This window comes from Aquabacterium sp. T101, from assembly GCF_057219775.1.
Map to the genome: position 1 here is coordinate 846,596 of NZ_JBXVVZ010000001.1, position 16,158 is coordinate 862,753.

Annotated in this window: 17 protein-coding genes; 7 read left to right on the top strand and 10 right to left on the bottom strand. The window is 72.0% G+C overall.

All coding sequences use genetic code 11. The annotated features are described in order from the left end of the window. Positions 1-13 precede the first annotated feature (13 nt). The 8 genes from AC2EAQ_RS03890 to AC2EAQ_RS03925 all read right to left on the bottom strand — a co-directional run bounded on the left by AC2EAQ_RS03890 (position 14) and on the right by AC2EAQ_RS03925 (position 6,833). The gene (locus AC2EAQ_RS03890; protein WP_484641148.1) at positions 14-1,324 is read right to left on the bottom strand and encodes a citrate synthase; all 1,311 of its coding nucleotides are present in this window, start codon (positions 1,322-1,324) and stop codon (positions 14-16) included. Between the two features lie 5 nt (positions 1,325-1,329). Further along, positions 1,330-1,605, bottom strand: a complete 276-nt coding sequence (locus AC2EAQ_RS03895) for an FAD assembly factor SdhE (protein ID WP_484640445.1) — start codon at positions 1,603-1,605, stop codon at positions 1,330-1,332. A gap of 5 nt (positions 1,606-1,610) precedes the next feature. Next, positions 1,611-2,315 carry a succinate dehydrogenase iron-sulfur subunit gene (locus tag AC2EAQ_RS03900; RefSeq protein ID WP_484640446.1) on the bottom strand — a complete coding sequence of 235 codons (705 nt, stop codon included), beginning with the start codon at positions 2,313-2,315 and terminating at the stop codon, positions 1,611-1,613. Positions 2,316-2,323: 8 nt separating this feature from the next. Then, positions 2,324-4,114 (bottom strand): succinate dehydrogenase flavoprotein subunit, encoded by a 1,791-nt coding sequence (sdhA, locus tag AC2EAQ_RS03905; RefSeq protein ID WP_484640449.1) that lies wholly within the window; start codon positions 4,112-4,114, stop codon positions 2,324-2,326. Then, positions 4,114-4,485: a succinate dehydrogenase, hydrophobic membrane anchor protein gene (sdhD, locus tag AC2EAQ_RS03910; protein WP_484640451.1), complete on the bottom strand. Its 372-nt coding sequence runs from the start codon at positions 4,483-4,485 to the stop codon at positions 4,114-4,116. Before sdhD ends, sdhA begins: the two co-directional genes overlap by 1 nt. Positions 4,486-4,492: 7 nt before the next feature. Beyond that, on the bottom strand, positions 4,493-4,924 hold the full coding sequence (gene sdhC, locus AC2EAQ_RS03915) for a succinate dehydrogenase, cytochrome b556 subunit (RefSeq protein ID WP_484640452.1): 432 nt from the start codon (positions 4,922-4,924) through the stop codon (positions 4,493-4,495). A 67-nt stretch (positions 4,925-4,991) separates the two neighbouring features. After that, positions 4,992-5,654 carry a DedA family protein gene (locus AC2EAQ_RS03920; protein WP_484640453.1) on the bottom strand — a complete coding sequence of 221 codons (663 nt, stop codon included), beginning with the start codon at positions 5,652-5,654 and terminating at the stop codon, positions 4,992-4,994. 57 nt (positions 5,655-5,711) lie between these two features. After that, a complete protein-coding gene (locus tag AC2EAQ_RS03925; protein WP_484640455.1) occupies positions 5,712-6,833 on the bottom strand; it encodes an LLM class flavin-dependent oxidoreductase in 1,122 nt (373 codons plus the stop codon). Positions 6,834-7,027: 194 nt separating this feature from the next. Between AC2EAQ_RS03925 and AC2EAQ_RS03930 the strand changes: the two genes are divergently transcribed. From AC2EAQ_RS03930 to AC2EAQ_RS03945, 4 genes are all read left to right on the top strand, one after another. Next, positions 7,028-7,891 carry a diiron oxygenase gene (locus AC2EAQ_RS03930; RefSeq protein WP_484640456.1) on the top strand — a complete coding sequence of 288 codons (864 nt, stop codon included), beginning with the start codon at positions 7,028-7,030 and terminating at the stop codon, positions 7,889-7,891. A 96-nt stretch (positions 7,892-7,987) separates the two neighbouring features. Beyond that, positions 7,988-9,925: a DNA mismatch repair endonuclease MutL gene (gene mutL, locus AC2EAQ_RS03935; protein ID WP_484640457.1), complete on the top strand. Its 1,938-nt coding sequence runs from the start codon at positions 7,988-7,990 to the stop codon at positions 9,923-9,925. A 24-nt stretch (positions 9,926-9,949) separates the two neighbouring features. Next, on the top strand, positions 9,950-10,792 hold the full coding sequence (locus AC2EAQ_RS03940) for an alpha/beta hydrolase (protein WP_484640458.1): 843 nt from the start codon (positions 9,950-9,952) through the stop codon (positions 10,790-10,792). Next, complete coding sequence (locus AC2EAQ_RS03945) at positions 10,789-11,556, top strand: pseudouridine synthase (protein ID WP_484640459.1); 768 nt, start codon at positions 10,789-10,791, stop codon at positions 11,554-11,556. Before AC2EAQ_RS03940 ends, AC2EAQ_RS03945 begins: the two co-directional genes overlap by 4 nt. 187 nt (positions 11,557-11,743) lie before the next feature. Here AC2EAQ_RS03945 and AC2EAQ_RS03950 read toward each other — a convergent pair whose 3' ends face one another. Further along, positions 11,744-12,553 (bottom strand): PA2778 family cysteine peptidase, encoded by an 810-nt coding sequence (locus AC2EAQ_RS03950; protein ID WP_484640461.1) that lies wholly within the window; start codon positions 12,551-12,553, stop codon positions 11,744-11,746. Between the two features lie 166 nt (positions 12,554-12,719). Next, on the bottom strand, positions 12,720-13,124 hold the full coding sequence (locus AC2EAQ_RS03955; protein ID WP_484640462.1) for a PA2779 family protein: 405 nt from the start codon (positions 13,122-13,124) through the stop codon (positions 12,720-12,722). 89 nt (positions 13,125-13,213) lie between these two features. Between AC2EAQ_RS03955 and AC2EAQ_RS03960 the strand changes: the two genes are divergently transcribed. From AC2EAQ_RS03960 to AC2EAQ_RS03970, 3 genes are read left to right on the top strand one after another with little or no spacing between them, the layout of a single operon-like run. Continuing rightward, positions 13,214-14,476: a Bcr/CflA family efflux MFS transporter gene (locus tag AC2EAQ_RS03960; RefSeq protein WP_484640463.1), complete on the top strand. Its 1,263-nt coding sequence runs from the start codon at positions 13,214-13,216 to the stop codon at positions 14,474-14,476. After that, on the top strand, positions 14,473-15,429 hold the full coding sequence (gene miaA, locus AC2EAQ_RS03965; RefSeq protein WP_484640464.1) for a tRNA (adenosine(37)-N6)-dimethylallyltransferase MiaA: 957 nt from the start codon (positions 14,473-14,475) through the stop codon (positions 15,427-15,429). Before AC2EAQ_RS03960 ends, miaA begins: the two co-directional genes overlap by 4 nt. Before the next feature lie 35 nt (positions 15,430-15,464). Then, a complete protein-coding gene (locus AC2EAQ_RS03970; protein WP_484641149.1) occupies positions 15,465-16,112 on the top strand; it encodes an ABC transporter ATP-binding protein in 648 nt (215 codons plus the stop codon). Positions 16,113-16,158: the final 46 nt, after the last annotated feature.

Here is a 16,158-nt window from a genome sequence, read left to right on the forward strand (position 1 = left end):
CCGGCCGCGCGGCTCAGCGCTGCTCGATCGGCTTGACGTCGCGGCGCGTGGAGCCCACGAACAGCTGGCGCGGACGGCCGATCTTGTACTCGGGGTCGCCGATCATCTCGTTGAGCTGGGCGATCCAGCCCACCGTGCGGGCCAGCGCGAAGATCGCGGTGAACAGGCTCACCGGGATGCCGAGCGCGCGCTGCACGATGCCGGAATAGAAGTCGACGTTCGGGTAGAGCTTGCGCGCGACGAAGTACTCGTCCTCGAGCGCGATCTTCTCCAGCGTCATCGCCAGCTTGAACAGCGGGTCGTTGCCCAGGCCGAGCGCGCCCAGCACTTCGTGGCAGGTCTCGCGCATCAGCTTGGCGCGCGGGTCGTAGTTCTTGTAGACGCGATGGCCGAAGCCCATCAGCTTGGTGCCGGAGTTCTTGTCCTTCACCTGCTTGATGAACTCGCCGATCTTGTCGACGCCGCCGTTGCGCTGGATGTCCTCCAGCATGGTCAGCGCGGCCTCGTTGGCGCCGCCGTGGGCCGGGCCCCACAGGCAGGCCACGCCGGCGGCGATGGCCGCAAACGGGTTGGTGCCCGAGCTGCCGCACAGGCGCACGGTGGAGGTGGAGGCGTTCTGCTCGTGGTCGGCGTGCAGGATGAAGATGCGGTCGATCGCGCGCACCAGCACGTCGTTGGGCTCGTAGTCCTCGCACGGCGTGGCGAACATCATGCGCATGAAGTTCCCGCTGTAGGACAGCGAGTTCTTCGGGTAGATGTAGGGCTGGCCGATGCCGTACTTGTAGGCCATCGCCACCAGCGTGGGCATCTTGGCGATCAGGCGGATCGCCGCGATGTCGCGGTGCGTCGGGTTGTTGATGTCGGTGCTGTCGTGATAGAAGGCCGACAGCGCGCCCACCAGGCCGGTCATCACCGCCATCGGGTGCGCGTCGCGGCGGAAGCCCCGCAGGAAGAACTGCATCTGCTCGTTGACCATCGTGTGGTTGGTCACGAGCTTCTTGAAGTCGCCCTGCTGCTGCACGTTCGGCAGCTCGCCGTAGAGCAGCAGGTAGCAGGTGTCGAGGAAGTCGCACTGGGTGGCGAGCTGCTCGATCGGGTAGCCGCGGTACAGCAGCTCGCCCTTGTCGCCGTCGATGTAGGTGATCGTGGAGTTGCAGCTCGCGGTCGACAGGAAGCCCGGGTCGTAGGTGAACTTGCCGGTCTGGCCGTAGAGCTTGCGGATGTCGATCACGTCGGGCCCGATCGAACCCTTGTAGATCGGCAGGTCCATGGCCGGCGAACCGTCGGAAAACGACAGGGTGGCCTTCACGTCGGAGGGGGTCATCATGGTCAATGCCTTTCGGAGGATGTCGGAGCCGCCCTGAGCATCGCCAGCACCTGGCGAACCTGCGGGCGGTCGAGATCGCCCTCGGGTTCGCGACGTGCAAGCAGCAGGTCCAGCAGGTCGTTGTCGGCCAGCGCCATCAGAAGGTTGAGCCCTTCCGCGTCGCCGTTCGTGAGCGTCTCCTCATGGCGCCTGAAGAAGCGCTCTATGAACAGGTCGTTTTCCAGCAGCCCGCGCCGGCAGCGCCACTTGAGCTTGTTCAGGACGGCCGGCTCGAGCATGGCGGTCAAACGGCGCGGCGCACCATCAGTTCCTTGATCTTGCCGATCGCCTTGGTGGGGTTCAGGCCCTTCGGGCAGACGTCCACGCAGTTCATGATCGTGTGGCAGCGGAACAGGCGATACGGGTCTTCGAGGTTGTCCAGGCGCTCGCCGGTGGCCTGGTCGCGGCTGTCGGCGATGAAGCGGTAGGCCTGCAGCAGGCCGGCCGGGCCGACGAACTTGTCCGGGTTCCACCAGAAGCTCGGGCACGACGTGGAGCACGACGCGCACAGGATGCACTCGTACAGGCCGTTGAGCTCGTCGCGCTCCTCCGGCGACTGCAGGCGCTCCTTCTCGGGCGGCGTGTCGTCGTTGACGAGATAGGGCTTGATCGAGTTGTACTGCTTGAAGAACTGGGTCATGTCCACGATCAGGTCGCGGATGACCGGCAGCCCGGGCAGCGGCTTGAGCACCACGGTGCCCGGCAGCGTGCGCATGTTGGTCAGGCAGGCCAGGCCGTTCTTGCCGTTGATGTTCATCGCGTCCGAGCCGCACACGCCCTCGCGGCAGCTGCGGCGGAAGGACAGCGACGGATCGATCGCCTTGAGCTTCATCAGCGCGTCGAGCAGCATGCGCTCGGAGCCGTCGAGCTCGACCTCGAGGGTCTGCATGCGCGGCTTGGCGTCGGTGTCGGGGTCGAACCGGTAGATCTGGAAGGTTCTCTTGGTCATGGCGTGCGTCAGAACGAGCGGACCTTGGGCGGGATCGACTCGGCGGTCAGCGGCTTGAGGTTCACCGGCTTGTAGTCGAGCCGGTTGCCCTCGCTGTACCACAGCGTGTGCTTCATCCACTCGGCGTCGTTGCGGCCGTTGGGATACTGCGGCGAGTCGGCGTAGTCGTTGACGGTGTGCGCGCCGCGGCTCTCGCGGCGGGCGGCGGCCGACACGATGGTGGCGCTCGCGCACTCGATCAGGTTCTCCACCTCGAGCGCCTCGATGCGCGCGGTGTTGAACACCTGGCTCTTGTCCTTGAGCTGGATCGCCTTCACGCGCTCGGCGATCTCGGCGATCTTGACCACGCCCTCGTTCAGGCTGGCCTGGGTGCGGAACACGCCGGCATGCTGCTGCATCGACTTGCGGATGTCGTTGGCGACGTCCTGCGCGTACTCGCCCGACACCGAGTTGTCCAGCCGCGACAGGCGCGCCAGCGAGCGGTCGGCGGCGTCCTTGGGCAGCGGCTTGTGCGCCTTGGGCGACGACTTGACCGCGTCGACGATGTGCAGCCCCGCGGCACGGCCGAACACCAGCAGGTCGAGCAGCGAGTTGGTGCCCAGGCGGTTGGCGCCGTGCACGCTGACGCAGGCGCATTCGCCCACGGCGTAGAAGCCGTTGACGATGCTGTTCGGGTTGCCGCCCTTGGGCGCCACCACCTGGCCGTGGATGTTGGTCGGGATGCCGCCCATCTGGTAGTGGATCGTGGGCACCACCGGGATCGGTTCCTTGGTGATGTCGACGTTGGCGAAGTTGTGGCCGATCTCGTAGACGCTGGGCAGGCGCTTCATGATCGTCTCGCTGCCCAGGTGGGTCATGTCGAGGACCACGTAGTCCTTGTTCGGGCCGCAGCCGCGCCCTTCCTTGATCTCCTGGTCCATGCAGCGCGAGACGAAGTCGCGCGGCGCCAGGTCCTTCAGGGTCGGCGCGTAGCGCTCCATGAAGCGCTCGCCGTCGCTGTTGCGCAGGATAGCGCCCTCGCCGCGGCAACCCTCGGTGAGCAGCACGCCCGCGCCGGCCACGCCGGTGGGGTGGAACTGCCAGAACTCCATGTCCTCGAGCGGCAAGCCGGCGCGCGCGGCCATGCCCAGGCCGTCGCCGGTGTTGATGAAGGCGTTGGTGGATGCAGCGTAGATGCGCCCGGCCCCGCCGGTGGCGAACAGCGTGACCTTGGCCTCGAGGATGTGGACCTCGCCGGTCTCCATCTCGAGCGCCGTGACGCCGAGCACGTCGCCGTCGGCGTCGCGGATCAGGTCCAGCGCCATCCACTCGACGAAGAAGGTGGTGCGGGCCTTCACGTTCTGCTGGTACAGCGTGTGCAGCATCGCGTGGCCGGTGCGGTCGGCCGCGGCGCAGGCGCGCTGCACCGGCTTCTCGCCGTAGTTGGCGGTGTGGCCGCCGAAGGGGCGCTGGTAGATGGTGCCGTCCGGATTGCGGTCGAACGGCATGCCCATGTGCTCGAGCTCGTACACCACCTTGGGCGCCTCGCGGCACATGAACTCGATCGCGTCCTGGTCGCCGAGCCAGTCGGAGCCCTTGACGGTGTCGAAGAAGTGGTAGTGCCAGTTGTCCTCGGACATGTTGCCCAGGCTGGCACCGATGCCGCCCTGCGCGGCCACCGTGTGCGACCGGGTCGGGAACACCTTGGACAGGCAGGCCACGTTCAGGCCGGCCTGGGACAGGCGCAGCGACGCCTGCATGCCGGAGCCGCCGGCCCCGACGATCACCACATCGAACTTGCGTTTGGCCAGCGCCACCATCAGAGTCTCCAGAGCACTTGCACCGCCCAGCCGCAGCAGCCCACCAGCCAGGCGATCGTCGCCACCTGCAGCACCAGGCGGACGCCCACCGGCTTGACGTAATCCATCCAGACGTCGCGCATGCCGACCCAGGCGTGCCAGGCCAGCGACACGATGGTCACGAAGGTGAGCACCTTCATCCACTGCGACGAAAAGATCTGCGACCAGCCCTCGTAGCCGAGCTTGGCGCCGAACACCACCTGCACCAGCAGCAGCAGCGTGAACACGGCCATCAGCGCGCCCGTGACGCGCTGGATCAGCCAGTCGCGCAGCCCGTAGTGGGCGCCGACGACCAGGCGCTTGGAACCGAAAGTCTTGTTGGAGTCTTGCATCGGCGCCTCAGAAGAACAGCTTGAAGCCCAGCACCAGGGTCAGCAGACCGCTGGCACCCAGGGTGACCAGTGCCGACTTGTGGCCGAACTCCTTGCTCACCGAGTGGGTGGCGTCCATCCACAGGTGGCGCAGGCCGGCGATGAAGTGGTGCAGGTAGGCCCAGATCAGGCCCAGCGTGACCAGTTTCACGAACCAGGCCGGCAGGAAGCCGGCGCCCGCCATGTAGACGGCGCTGAAGCGTTCGTAGCTCACCTCGGAGGTGAGGGTCACGTCGAACAGCCACACCACGAAGGGCAGCAGCAGGAACATCAACACGCCGCTGATGCGGTGGCCGATCGACACCATGCCGGCGGGCGGCAGGCGGTAGCTGACGATCTGGCTGACGTGGATGTTGCGATGGACGGGACGCGGTTTCTTTGTCGCGGTGTTGTCTGCCATGGTGTTTTTCCGGACCGTGATCGCAGGTAAGCCGGACGATTCTAGGGCAGCGCGGCACACACGAGGCTTACGCGTCCTTGCGTACTGCCGGCGGGGTGGAGCGGGCCCTCCAGGCCCCGTACAGGGCCAGCAGCCCGGGCACCAGGATCAGCGCCCAGATGATCTTGCTGAGGTTGTCCTGCACCCAGGGCAGGTTGCCGAACAGGTAGCCCGCCAGGGTCAGGCTGATCACCCAGATCAGCGCGCCCACCACGTTGTAGAGGGTGAACTTGACCCGGTCCATCTCCGCCACGCCGGCCACGAAGGGGGCGAAGGTGCGGATGAACGGCATGAAGCGCGCCAGGATGATGGTGATGCCGCCGTACTTCTCGTAGAAGGCGTGCGCCTGGTCGAAGGCCCGCCGGTTGAAGAAGCGGCTCTGCTCCCACTGGAACACCTTGGGGCCGAAGTAGCGGCCGATGGTGTAGTTGACCTGGTCGCCCAGGATCGCCGCGGTCACCAGCAGCACCATCGACAGCGGCAGGTTCATCAGCCCCGCACCGCACATCGCGCCGACGATGAACAGCAGCGAGTCGCCCGGCAGGAAGGGCATCACGACGACGCCCGTCTCGGTGAAGACGATCAGGAACAGCAGCGCGTAGACCCACACGCCATAGGTCTGCACGAACTGCTGCAGATGCACGTCGACGTGCAGGATGAAGTCGATCAGGAACAGCAGCGCGTCGGGCATGGGCGCGGATTATCGCGGCCGCGCGCGGGCCGCCGGCCCGGCCCCGGGGAAGACCGTTCAGGCCACGGGCTGAAGCTCGGGCGTGTTGGCCACTTCGCGCAGTTCGTCGAGCAGCGGCAGCGCCTCCAGCACGGCGTCGGCGTCGACCCCGAAGTCGATCAGGCAGGCCACCTCGTCGACCTCGATGGCCTTGAGCCGGTCGGTCACCTCGAGGCAGTGGTCGAAGGTGCCCATCAGCGAGCTGGTGGCGTAGTAGCGCTCGAACGAGAACTCCAGCGCGTCGGCCACGTCGTCCTTCGTCAGCTCGCCCGACGACACCGGGCAGCGCTGCTGGAAAAACGGCACCGACGCCGTGTAGCCGCCCACGAGGTTGGCCGAGCTGCCCAGGTAGTGCAGCATCGGCGCCTTGACGGTGCGGCGCACGGCGGCGTCGTCCTCGCCGACGAAGGTGTGCAGCATCAGGCTGACGGTGCCGCGGCCGGGGTGGCCGGCCTCGGCCCAGGCCTGGCGGTAGGCCGCGATCTTGTCGGCCAGCGCCTCCAGCGACTGCCCCAGCAGGTGGGTCAGGATGTTCAGGCCCTGGGCCCCGGCGCGGCGGAAGGTCTGCGGGTTGCCCGCGGCGGTGATCCACACCGGCAGCTCGCGCTGCACCGGCCGCGGCATCGTGCGCAGGCTGACCTTGTCGCCCAGCGGGTTGGTGCCCTCGAAGGGCTCGCCGGCCCACAGCCGGCGCAGCTCGGCGGCGCGCTCGAACACCAGGTCGCCGCGCTGCTCGTAGGCGCCCGGTGGCGCCAGCACGAAGTCATTCGGGAACCAGCCCGAGGCCAGGCCGAGGTCGACCCGGCCGCCGGACAGGAAGTCCACCACCGACCACTCCTCCACCACGCGCACCGGATGGTGCAGGGGCACGACCACGCTGCCCGAGCGGATGCGCACGTTCTTCGTCAGCGCCGCCAGCGCCCCGGCCATCACCGACGGATTGGGCGACAGGCCGCCGAAGGCGTGGAAGTGGCGTTCCGGCGCCCACACGGCGGAAAAGCCGTGCCGGTCGGCGAAGCGCGCGCTCTCGAACAGCAGCCGGCGCTGGGCGTCGGCCCGCGGGCCGCCCTCGTCGCTGGCGAAGTAGTACAGGCTGAAGGCCAGCGGCCGGTCGGCGTGGGCGTCGGTGGGGATCTGCATGGCCCATTGCAGCCCCCTGGGCGGGGCCGAACCTTGAACCAGATCAAACCCCTGCCCGTGGCGCGGTGACCCTCCCCTCGTTCGGGTGGAAAGGGTCACGCCGCCGGGCCGGCCGCCGCGCCCCCTTGATCCGGAGCAAGGCCGGCCCGGGGGGGCTTCCTACGATGCCCCGACACATCGATAGGGAGCCCCGCATGGAAACCGCCTCGCAACTGGCCACGCGCCTGTCGCGCGCATCGTGCAAGAAGTTCTACGACGTCTACAACGCCTTCGAGTGGCCGGACAAGCTCCAGGAAGGCGCCTGGTGCATGCCGCCCGAGCTGATCTCGATCCACGGCACCCCGGTCTGGGACGCGATGGACGAGGCACAGCGCAAGCGCCTGAGCCTGCACGAGATCTGCAACCTGTTCAGCCTGGTGCTGCAGGGCGAGCGGCTGCTGGTGCAGGGCCTGGCCCACCGGCTCTACCAGTCCAGCAACGACAAGCACATCACCGAGTACCTGCACCACTTCCTCGACGAGGAGAACAAGCACATGGTGATGTTCGGCGAGTTCTGCCACCGCTACATCGGCAAGGTGTACCCGGAGAAGAAGATCGCCCTGCCGCGCGAATTTGCCAAGGGCGAGGAGGAGGTGGTGTTCTTCTGCCTGGCCATGGTGGTGGAGGAGCTGGGCGACTACTACAACGTCGTGATCGAGAAGGACGAGCGCTGCGACCCGCTGGTGCGCGAGATCAACAAGGTGCACCACATCGACGAGGCGCGCCACCTCGCCTTCGGCCGCGTCTACGCCGCCGAGCTGTTCGACCGCTACAGCCCGCAGTGGTCGCCCGAGACGCTGGCCGGCTTCCGCCAGTGGCTGGCCGGCTACCTGAAGTCGTCCTGGGCCGACTACTACAACCCCACCGTCTACCGCGACGCGGGCCTGGCCGACGGCTACGAGATCCGTCAGGCGGCGCTGGCCCACCCGGCCTGCATCGCCCACCGCCAGCGGGCCGCCGCCAAGGTCGTGGACTACTTCCTTCGCACCGGGCTGCTGGCCGAGGCCCCCGCGCTCTGACGCCCACGCCACCCTGACCCCGGGCGCCTCGACGCGGTCCCGGGGCGCAAGGGCCCGCGCCGCGCTCGGCGCGGACGCGCTGCCACAATCCGCGGCGTGAACGCCGCCCTGCCCGCTTCCGACGCCGCCGCACTGCGCGCGGCGCCGCCGCGCCGGCCGATCCGCGAGCTGCCCGACGAGCTGGTGAGCCAGATCGCCGCCGGCGAGGTGGTGGAGCGGCCGGCCTCGGTGGTGCGCGAGCTGGTCGACAACGCGCTGGACGCCGGCGCCTCCCAGATCACGGTGCGCCTGGCCGGCGGCGGCGTGCGCTCGATCGTGGTCGAGGACGACGGCGCCGGCATCGAGCGCGACGAGCTGGCGCTGGCGCTGCGGCGCCACGCCACCAGCAAGATCGCCTCGCTCGACGACCTGGAGCACGTGGCCACGATGGGCTTCCGCGGCGAGGCGCTGGCCGCCATCGCGTCGGTGGCCGAGCTGTCGATCGCCAGCCGCACCGCGCGGGCGCCGCAGGCCACGCGGCTGGACGCCCGCAGCGGCGAGACCGGCCCCGTGGCACGCTCCACCGGCACCACCGTCGACGTTCGCGAGCTGTTCTTCGCCACCCCGGTGCGGCGCAAGTTCCTCAAGAGCGACGCCACCGAGCTGGCGCACTGCGTGGAAGCGGTGCGCCGCCACGCGCTGGCGCGGCCCGACGTGGGCTTCGCGGTCTGGCACGAGGGCCGGCTGGTGGCGCAGTGGCGCGCCGCCGCCGATGTGCAGGCCCGCGTGGCCGACGTGCTGGGAGCCGAGTTCTTCGCCGCCAGCCTGCCGCTGGCCGGCGGCGCCGGGCCGCTGGCGCTGGCCGGCCGCGTCGGCACGCCCGATGCGGCGCGCGCCCGCGCCGACTGGCAGTACGTGTACGTCAATGGCCGCTACGTGCGCGACCGCGGCATCGCCCACGGCGTGCGCAGCGCCTTCGACGACGTGCTGCACGGCGCACGCCAGCCGGCCTACGTGCTGTTCGTCGACATCGACCCCGAGCGGGTGGACGTCAACGTGCACCCGACCAAGATCGAGGTGCGCTTCCGCGACGCGCGCGAGGTGCACGAGGCGGTGCGGCGCGCGGTCGAGGCCGCGCTGGCCGCGCCGCGCGCCGCGTCGGCGGCCCTGGCGGCAGCGACCGCCGCGGCGGCCCTGGACACGGCGGCGGCGACCGGCACGGCCTCGATGGGCACGGCGGCGTCGACGCCGGCGCCCCGCGGCTTCGCGACCTTCGGGTCGGCCGCCGCGCCGGCCCCGCTGGCGACGCAGGGCTCGCTCGGCCTGGCGCCGCGCAGCGGCGGCGCGCCATCGTGGGCGGCCTGGGACGCCGCGGGCGTCGGCCCCGGCGCCGGCCGCGTCGTGCAGGAAGCGTCCGCACCGCCCTTCGGCGTCGCCGCGGTGGCCGCAGCGTCGGCCGCGGTGGCGGGCGACTGGCCGCTCGGCCGTGCGCTGGCGCAGCTCGGCGGCGTGTACATCCTGGCCGAGAACCCGCAGGGACTGGTCATCGTCGACATGCACGCCGCGCACGAGCGCATCGTCTACGAGCGCCTGAAGCGCCAGCTCGGCGCCGCCAGCCTGGAAGCGCAGGCGCTGCTGATCCCGGCCACGTTCGCCGCCACGCCGACCGAGCACGCCGCCGCCCAGGAGCACGCGGCCACGCTGGCCGCGCTGGGCCTGGACGTGGCGCCGCTGTCGGCGCACACGCTGGCCGTACGCTCGCGCCCGATGGCCCTGGCCGACGCCGACCCGGTGGCGCTGGCGCGGTCGGTGCTGGCCGACCTGGCCCAGCACGACGCCAGCCGCGTGGTCGAGCGCACGCGCGACGAGCTGCTGTCCACCATGGCCTGCCATGCCGCGGTGCGCGCGAACCGGCGCCTGACGCTGGAGGAGATGAACGCATTGCTGCGCGACATGGAAGCCACCGAGCGCAGCGACCAGTGCAACCACGGCCGTCCCACCTGGCGCCAGGTCACGCTGGCCGAGCTGGACAGCCTGTTCCTGCGCGGCCGGTGAGGTGCAGCCGATGAGGTGCCGTCGATGAAACGCCTGATCGCGGTCCTGGTGGCGACGCTGGCCCTGCTGGGCGGCTGCGCCACGCTCGACGAGCAGCAGCGCAAGTGGATCTTCCAGCCCACCGACCGCAGCTGGTGGGGCGGCGCGCAGGCCGCCGAGGGCATGCAGGACGTGTGGATCGAGTTCGACGCGCCCTCGTCGGGTCAGCGCGTGCGGCTGCACGGCCTGTGGCTCGACCAGCCGCGCGCCAACGCGCCGCTGCTGCTGTACCTGCACGGCGCGCGCTGGGACGTGCGCTCCTCGGCGCACCGCATGCGCCGCATGCACGACCTGGGCTTCGCCGTGCTGGGCATCGACTACCGCGGCTTCGGCAGGAGCACGGCCGAGCTGCCGTCGGAGGACATGGCGCACGAGGACGCGCTGGCCGCCTGGCGCTGGCTCGCCGCGCAGCACCCCGGCCGCCCGCGCTACCTGTTCGGCCACTCGCTCGGCGGCGCCATCGCGGTGCGCCTGGCCAGCGAGGTGGACGACACCGCCGGCCTGATGGTCGAGGGCAGCTTCACCTCCATCCCCGACGTGGTGTCGACGATGAAGTGGGGCTGGCTGCCGGTGCGCCCCCTGATCACGCAGCGCTTCGACGCCGCGTCGCGGGTGGACAAGGTGCGCGCGCCGGTGCTGGTGGTGCACGGCAGCGAGGACCGGCTGATCCAGCCCGACCTGGGCCGTGCGCTCTACGAGCGCGCCCGCGGCCCCAAGCGCTGGGTGCTCGTCGAGGGCGGCACGCACCACAACACCAATGCCGTCGGCCAGGACGACTACCGCCGCGCGGTGGCCGACCTGTTCGGCCTGCGCAGCGCCGCGCGATGAACGACCGCGACGACGCCGGCCCCGGCGGCGAGCGCCTGTCCAAGCGCATGGCCGCGCTCGGCCTGGCGTCGCGGCGCGAGGCCGACGAATGGATCGCCGCGGGCTGGGTGCGGGTGGACGGCAAGCCGGCCGTGCTGGGCCTGCGCGTCGGCCCCGACGCCCGCATCGAGATCGACCCGCGCGCGCGGCGCGAGCAGGCGCAGCGCATGACCGTGCTGCTGCACAAGCCGGTGGGCTACGTCAGCGGCCAGGCCGAGGACGGCTACGAGCCCGCGGTCGCGCTGATCCGGCGCGAGAACCGCTGGCCCGAGGACCGTCTGCATGTCAACGTGGCCACGCTGCGCGGCCTGGCGCCGGCCGGTCGGCTCGACATCGACTCCACCGGCCTGCTGGTGCTGACGCAGGACGGCCGCATCGCGCGCTGGCTGATCGGCGAGGACTCCAGCGTCGAGAAGGAGTACCTCGTGCGCGTGCGTCGCGCGCGGCCCGGCCCGGGCCCGATGCTGGCGCCCGAGGACCTCGCTCGCCTGCAGCACGGCCTGGAACTCGACGGCCGCGCGCTCAAGCCGGCCAAGGTGAGCTGGGCCAACGAGGACCAGCTGCGCTTCGTGCTGCGCGAAGGCCGCAAGCGCCAGATCCGCCGCATGTGCGAGCTGGTCGGCCTGGAGGTCACGGGCCTCAAGCGCGTGCGCATCGGCAGCGTGGTGCTGGGCAAGCTGCCGCTGGGGCAGTGGCGGTTCCTGCGGCCCGAAGAGAGGTTCTGATCCCCCCCCGTTGCCGCTTCGCGGCTCCCCCCCAGGGGGGCGGCGCTGGCGCGCCGGCGGAGCCGGACGCGCAGCGCCTGCTGGGGTGGCGCTGGCTTCGCGGCGCCTTGCAGTCTGCCGATGTGGCTTGCTTCTTCCCGCCGATCGGCGAGTTGGAGGAGCCGCGTGACGCGGCATTGAGCATGGACTACTTCAACTGCTCGACCAGCTTCCTGGCGGCGTCGCGCCATTGGGGGTCGGCGGACTCGGCGCGGGCCAGGGCGCGGCGGGCGGACTCGCGGGCGTCATTGCGGCGGCCGAGTTGCCATTGGGCCAGGGCGAGGTTGTGCCAGGCGGCAGCGCTGTCGTGGCGCTGGGCGGCGCGTTCGAAGGCCTGGGCGGCGCCGGGCCAGTCGCCCTGGGAAGCACGGGCGGTGCCCAGGCCGGTCAGGGCCACGAGGTTGTCGGGCCAGCGCGCCAGCACGCCCGCATGGGCACGCTCGCGCAGGGCCGGCGCGGGCTGGGCGCGCTCGAAGCCTGCCGCCGCGTCGGCGGCGTCGGCCTCGCGCGCGGTGACGGGCAGGCGGCCCGGCAGCACGGCCGCGAAGGCCCAGTGGCCGGCGCGGGACCAGGTGTGCTCGAAGGTCGACAGCGTCATCGCTTCGCGGCGCGTGGTGCCGCTGCGCAGCAGCACCTCGCGCTGCGGCAGGTCGTATCCCACCAGCACCGCGTAGTGCCAGCGCGGCACGAAGGACAGGCCGAGGTTGAGCAGCACCACCACCGGCAGGCCGGCGTGCACCTCGGTCAGCAGCGCGCCGAGTTCGCCGGGAAGGCGCACCGGCAATGCACCCGCGCGCCGCGTCGCGGCCAGCATCTCGACCTGCAGGCTGCCTTCGCGGCCGGGCAGGAACACCCGGTCGGCCAGCGCGTCCGGCGTGACCGCGAGCCCGGCGTCGACCAGCACGGTGGCCAGGGCCGCCGGGCCGCAGTGGTAGGGCGTCTGCGGAAAGAACGGCACGCGCTCCAGCTCGTGCCGCGCAGGCAGCCCCGCGGGGCGCGACGCCAGCAGCGCGGCGGTCTGCGCCGGAGGGCCCCAGACGGCACAGCCGCCCAGGGCCGGCGCGGCCGCCGCGCCGATGAGCAGGCCGCGGCGGCGCGGGTCGACGGTGCCGATCGGCAGGGCCTTACCGGATCGAGCGCGTGAACGGGAAGATCTTCGTGAAACCGAGGATGTCGGTCAGCAGCAGCAGCACGAAGATGAACACGATGGTGCCCAGCACGTCGCCGGCCCCGGCGGGTGCGGCGTCGATCTGCGCGGCCACGTGCGCGGCCTCGGCGTCGGTGAGCGAGGCCACGCGCTCGCGGGCGGCCTGCACGCTGACGCCGCGCGCTTCCAGGGCCGCGGCCACGTCGGCACGCTGCAGGGTGCGTTCCAGCAGGGCACGGCCGGCCGCGGCGTCGGCCACCTGCTCGGCGCCGATCAGCTGGGCCGCCGGGGCGATGCCGGCCGGTGCGGCGTGCACGAGGCCGGCGTAGTTCAGACTCACGGCCACGGAGATGGCCACCAGACGACGGATGCGAGAGCTCATGTCGGGTCTCCTCTGTTGGGAGCGTCGATCCTAACGCCGAAGAATCCCCCCACGGTGTCAGCGCGCAACGTGCTGGTACCCTTGCCGCGATGACCCTGGCCGACCTGACCGCGCCCGCCGCGAAGCGCCCGGCGCCCGGCATCGCGCAGGCCGCCGTGCTGCTCGCCTTGCTGCTCGGCCTGCAGCCGGTGCTGACCGACCTGTACCTGCCCTCGCTGCCGGCGATCGCGCAGCAGTTCGACGCACCGCTGTCGGCCACGCAGCTGACGATGTCGGCGCTGATCCTCGCCTTCGGCCCGATGCAGCTCGTGTGGGGCCCGGCGTCCGACCGCTGGGGACGCCGGCCGGTGCTGCTGCTGAGCCTGGCGCTGATGTCGGCCGCCAGCGTCGGGGCCGCGCTCGCGCCGACCATCGGCGCGCTGGTCGCGTGGCGCGCCGCCCAGGGCGCGGCACTGGCCGCGGTGGTGATGTGCGCGCGGGCCATCGTGCGCGACCTGTACCAGCCGCACGAGGGCGCACGCGTGATGTCGCTGGCGCTGTCGGGCCTGGGCGTGCTGGCGGTGGCCGCGCCGCTGGGCGGCGGCCTGGTGGCGGCGGCCTTCGGCTGGCGCGCCGCGCTCGGCACGGTGGCCGCCATCACCACGCTCGTGCTCGGCGTGATCGCGTGGCGCCTGCCCGAGACGCTGGCCACGCCCAACCCGCGCGCGCTGCACGTGGGCGAGCTGTCGCGCAACGCGCGCCGCGTGCTCGGCCATCCCACCTTCCTGGCCTGGGCGCTGCTGGTGGCGTTCACCTACGCCGGGCTGTTCATCCTGCTGTCGGGCACGTCCTACGCCTACACCCAGGTGCTCGGCCTGGGCACCGCCGCCTACGGCCTGACGATGGCGGGCGGCTCGCTCGTCTACATCGCCGGCACCTTCCTGTGCCGGCGCTGGCTGCGCCACCACGGCATGACCGGCACGGTGCGGCGCGGTGCGGTCTTCACGCTGGCCGGCGGGCTCGGCCTGGGCGCCTGCGCCCTGCTCGTGGCGGTGCCGCCGGTGCCGGCGGTGCTGCTGGCGCATGGCCTGTACCTTTTCGGCCATGGCCTGCTGCAGCCCTGCGGCCAGGCCGGCGCGGTGGGGCCGTTCCCGCGCATGGCCGGCCTGGCCTCGGCGCTTGCCGGCTGCCTGCTCGCGCTGGTGGCCTTCGCCACCGGCTCCTGGCTCGGTGCCGCGATGGACGGCACGCTGCGCCCGCTCGGCGTCGGCCTCGCGGTGGCGGCCGCCGCCACCGCGCTGGTGGCCTGGACCCTGGTGCAGCGCCACGGCGAACCGCAGCCGGACGAACGCTCCGGGGAGCCGCTGCAGTGAACGGGCCGCGGGCGTGGCCGGCGCTCGGGCTGGCCGGCCCCACCGCCAGCGGCAAGAGCACGCTGGCGCTGGAGATCGCGCGCCGCTGGCCGGTGGAAGTCGTCAGCGTGGACTCGGCGCTGGTCTACCGCGGCATGGACATCGGCAGCGCCAAGCCCGACGCCGCGGCGCGCGCGGCGGTGCCGCACCACCTGATCGACCTGCGCGAACCGGCACAGCCCTACTCGGCGGCGGCCTTCGTCGCCGACGCCACGCAGGCCATCGCGGACATCGCCGGCCGCGGCCGCGCGCCGCTGCTGGTGGGCGGCACGATGCTGTACTTCAAGGCGCTCGCCGAAGGCCTGGACGAGATTCCCGCGACGCCGCCCGAACTGCGCGCGCGCCTTCAGGCCCGGGCGCAGGCCGAGGGCTGGCCGGCGCTGCACGCGGAGCTGGCGCGGGTGGACCCGGCCACCGCCGCCCGCCTCGCCCCGCACGATGCGCAGCGCATCGGCCGCGCGCTGGAGGTATGGCAGGCCAGCGGCCGGCCGCTGTCGAGCTTTCATGCGCAGGCCCGGCCGCAGGCGGCGCCACTGCCCTTGCTGAGCCTGGAGCCCGCCTCGCGCGCGTGGCTGCACCGGCGCATCGCCGAGCGCTTCGACGCCATGCTCGAAGCCGGCTTCGTCGACGAGGTGCGGCGGCTGCGCGCGAAGCCGGGGCTGCATGCCGACCTGCCGGCGATGCGCGCGGTAGGCTACCGGCAGGCCTGGGAGGCGCTCGACGCCGGGCTTGCCGGCGACGCGCTCGTGGCGCAGTTGCGCGAGCGCGGCATCGCGGCCACGCGCCAGCTCGCCAAGCGCCAGCTCACCTGGCTGCGCTCGATGCCCGGCCGGCAGGTGCTGCCCTGCGACAGCCCCGACGTGCTGGCGCGCTGCATCGACGCCGTGGCGCAGCACTGGGGGCCGCCGACGTGACCACGGCCGCCACCCCCACCGCCGCGGCCCCGCCGCTGCTCGTCGTCGACAGCCTCGGCAAGCGCTACGGCGACAGCGCCATCTTCGACGGCGTGTCGTTCTCGCTCGCACGCGGCGAACTGGTGGCGGTGCTGGGCGAGTCGGGCGTGGGCAAGTCGACGCTGCTCAACGTGATCGCCGGGCTCGACCGGCCCGACCACGGCAGCGTGCGGCTCGACGGCGCCGCCCTGCCCTGGCACGACGAGACGGCGCTGGCGCTGTGGCGCCGCTCGCACCTGGGCTTCGTGTTCCAGGCCTTCCATGTGCTGCCGCACCTGTCGGTGGCGCAGAACGTCGCCCTGCCGCTGCTGCTGCTGCAGCGGCCCGACGCCGCACGCGTGGACGCCCTGCTGCACGCGGTGGGCCTGGCCGGGCTGGGTGCACGCGCGCCACGCACGCTGTCGGGCGGCCAGCTGCAGCGCGTGGCGATCGCGCGCGCGCTGGTGCACTCGCCGCCGCTGGTGCTGGCCGACGAGCCCACCGGCAACCTCGACCCGTCCACCGCCGAGAAGGTGATGGACCTGCTGGCGGCCCAGGTGCGCGACGCTGGCGCGGCCTGCCTGCTGGCCACCCACTCGGCCGCGGCCGCGGCCCGCGCCGACCGCGTGCTGCGCCTGACGGCGCGCGGCGTGGAGCCGGCCTGATGTGCCGCCGCTGCAGCGGCGGGCTGCGGCCCGCGCCGGCCGCCAC

Excerpts from the sequence above, each read along its gene's own strand:
- AC2EAQ_RS03890 (WP_484641148.1), bottom strand. The coding sequence starts at position 1,324 with ATGACCCCCTCCGACGTGAAGGCCACCCTGTCGTTTTCCGACGGTTCG.
- AC2EAQ_RS03895 (WP_484640445.1), bottom strand. The coding sequence starts at position 1,605 with ATGCTCGAGCCGGCCGTCCTGAACAAGCTCAAGTGGCGCTGCCGGCGC.
- AC2EAQ_RS03900 (WP_484640446.1), bottom strand. The coding sequence starts at position 2,315 with ATGACCAAGAGAACCTTCCAGATCTACCGGTTCGACCCCGACACCGAC.
- sdhA (WP_484640449.1), bottom strand. The coding sequence starts at position 4,114 with ATGGTGGCGCTGGCCAAACGCAAGTTCGATGTGGTGATCGTCGGGGCC.
- sdhD (WP_484640451.1), bottom strand. The coding sequence starts at position 4,485 with ATGCAAGACTCCAACAAGACTTTCGGTTCCAAGCGCCTGGTCGTCGGC.
- sdhC (WP_484640452.1), bottom strand. The coding sequence starts at position 4,924 with ATGGCAGACAACACCGCGACAAAGAAACCGCGTCCCGTCCATCGCAAC.
- AC2EAQ_RS03920 (WP_484640453.1), bottom strand. The coding sequence starts at position 5,654 with ATGCCCGACGCGCTGCTGTTCCTGATCGACTTCATCCTGCACGTCGAC.
- AC2EAQ_RS03925 (WP_484640455.1), bottom strand. The coding sequence starts at position 6,833 with ATGCAGATCCCCACCGACGCCCACGCCGACCGGCCGCTGGCCTTCAGC.
- AC2EAQ_RS03930 (WP_484640456.1), top strand. The coding sequence starts at position 7,028 with ATGGAAACCGCCTCGCAACTGGCCACGCGCCTGTCGCGCGCATCGTGC.
- AC2EAQ_RS03940 (WP_484640458.1), top strand. The coding sequence starts at position 9,950 with ATGAAACGCCTGATCGCGGTCCTGGTGGCGACGCTGGCCCTGCTGGGC.
- AC2EAQ_RS03945 (WP_484640459.1), top strand. The coding sequence starts at position 10,789 with ATGAACGACCGCGACGACGCCGGCCCCGGCGGCGAGCGCCTGTCCAAG.
- AC2EAQ_RS03955 (WP_484640462.1), bottom strand. The coding sequence starts at position 13,124 with ATGAGCTCTCGCATCCGTCGTCTGGTGGCCATCTCCGTGGCCGTGAGT.
- AC2EAQ_RS03960 (WP_484640463.1), top strand. The coding sequence starts at position 13,214 with ATGACCCTGGCCGACCTGACCGCGCCCGCCGCGAAGCGCCCGGCGCCC.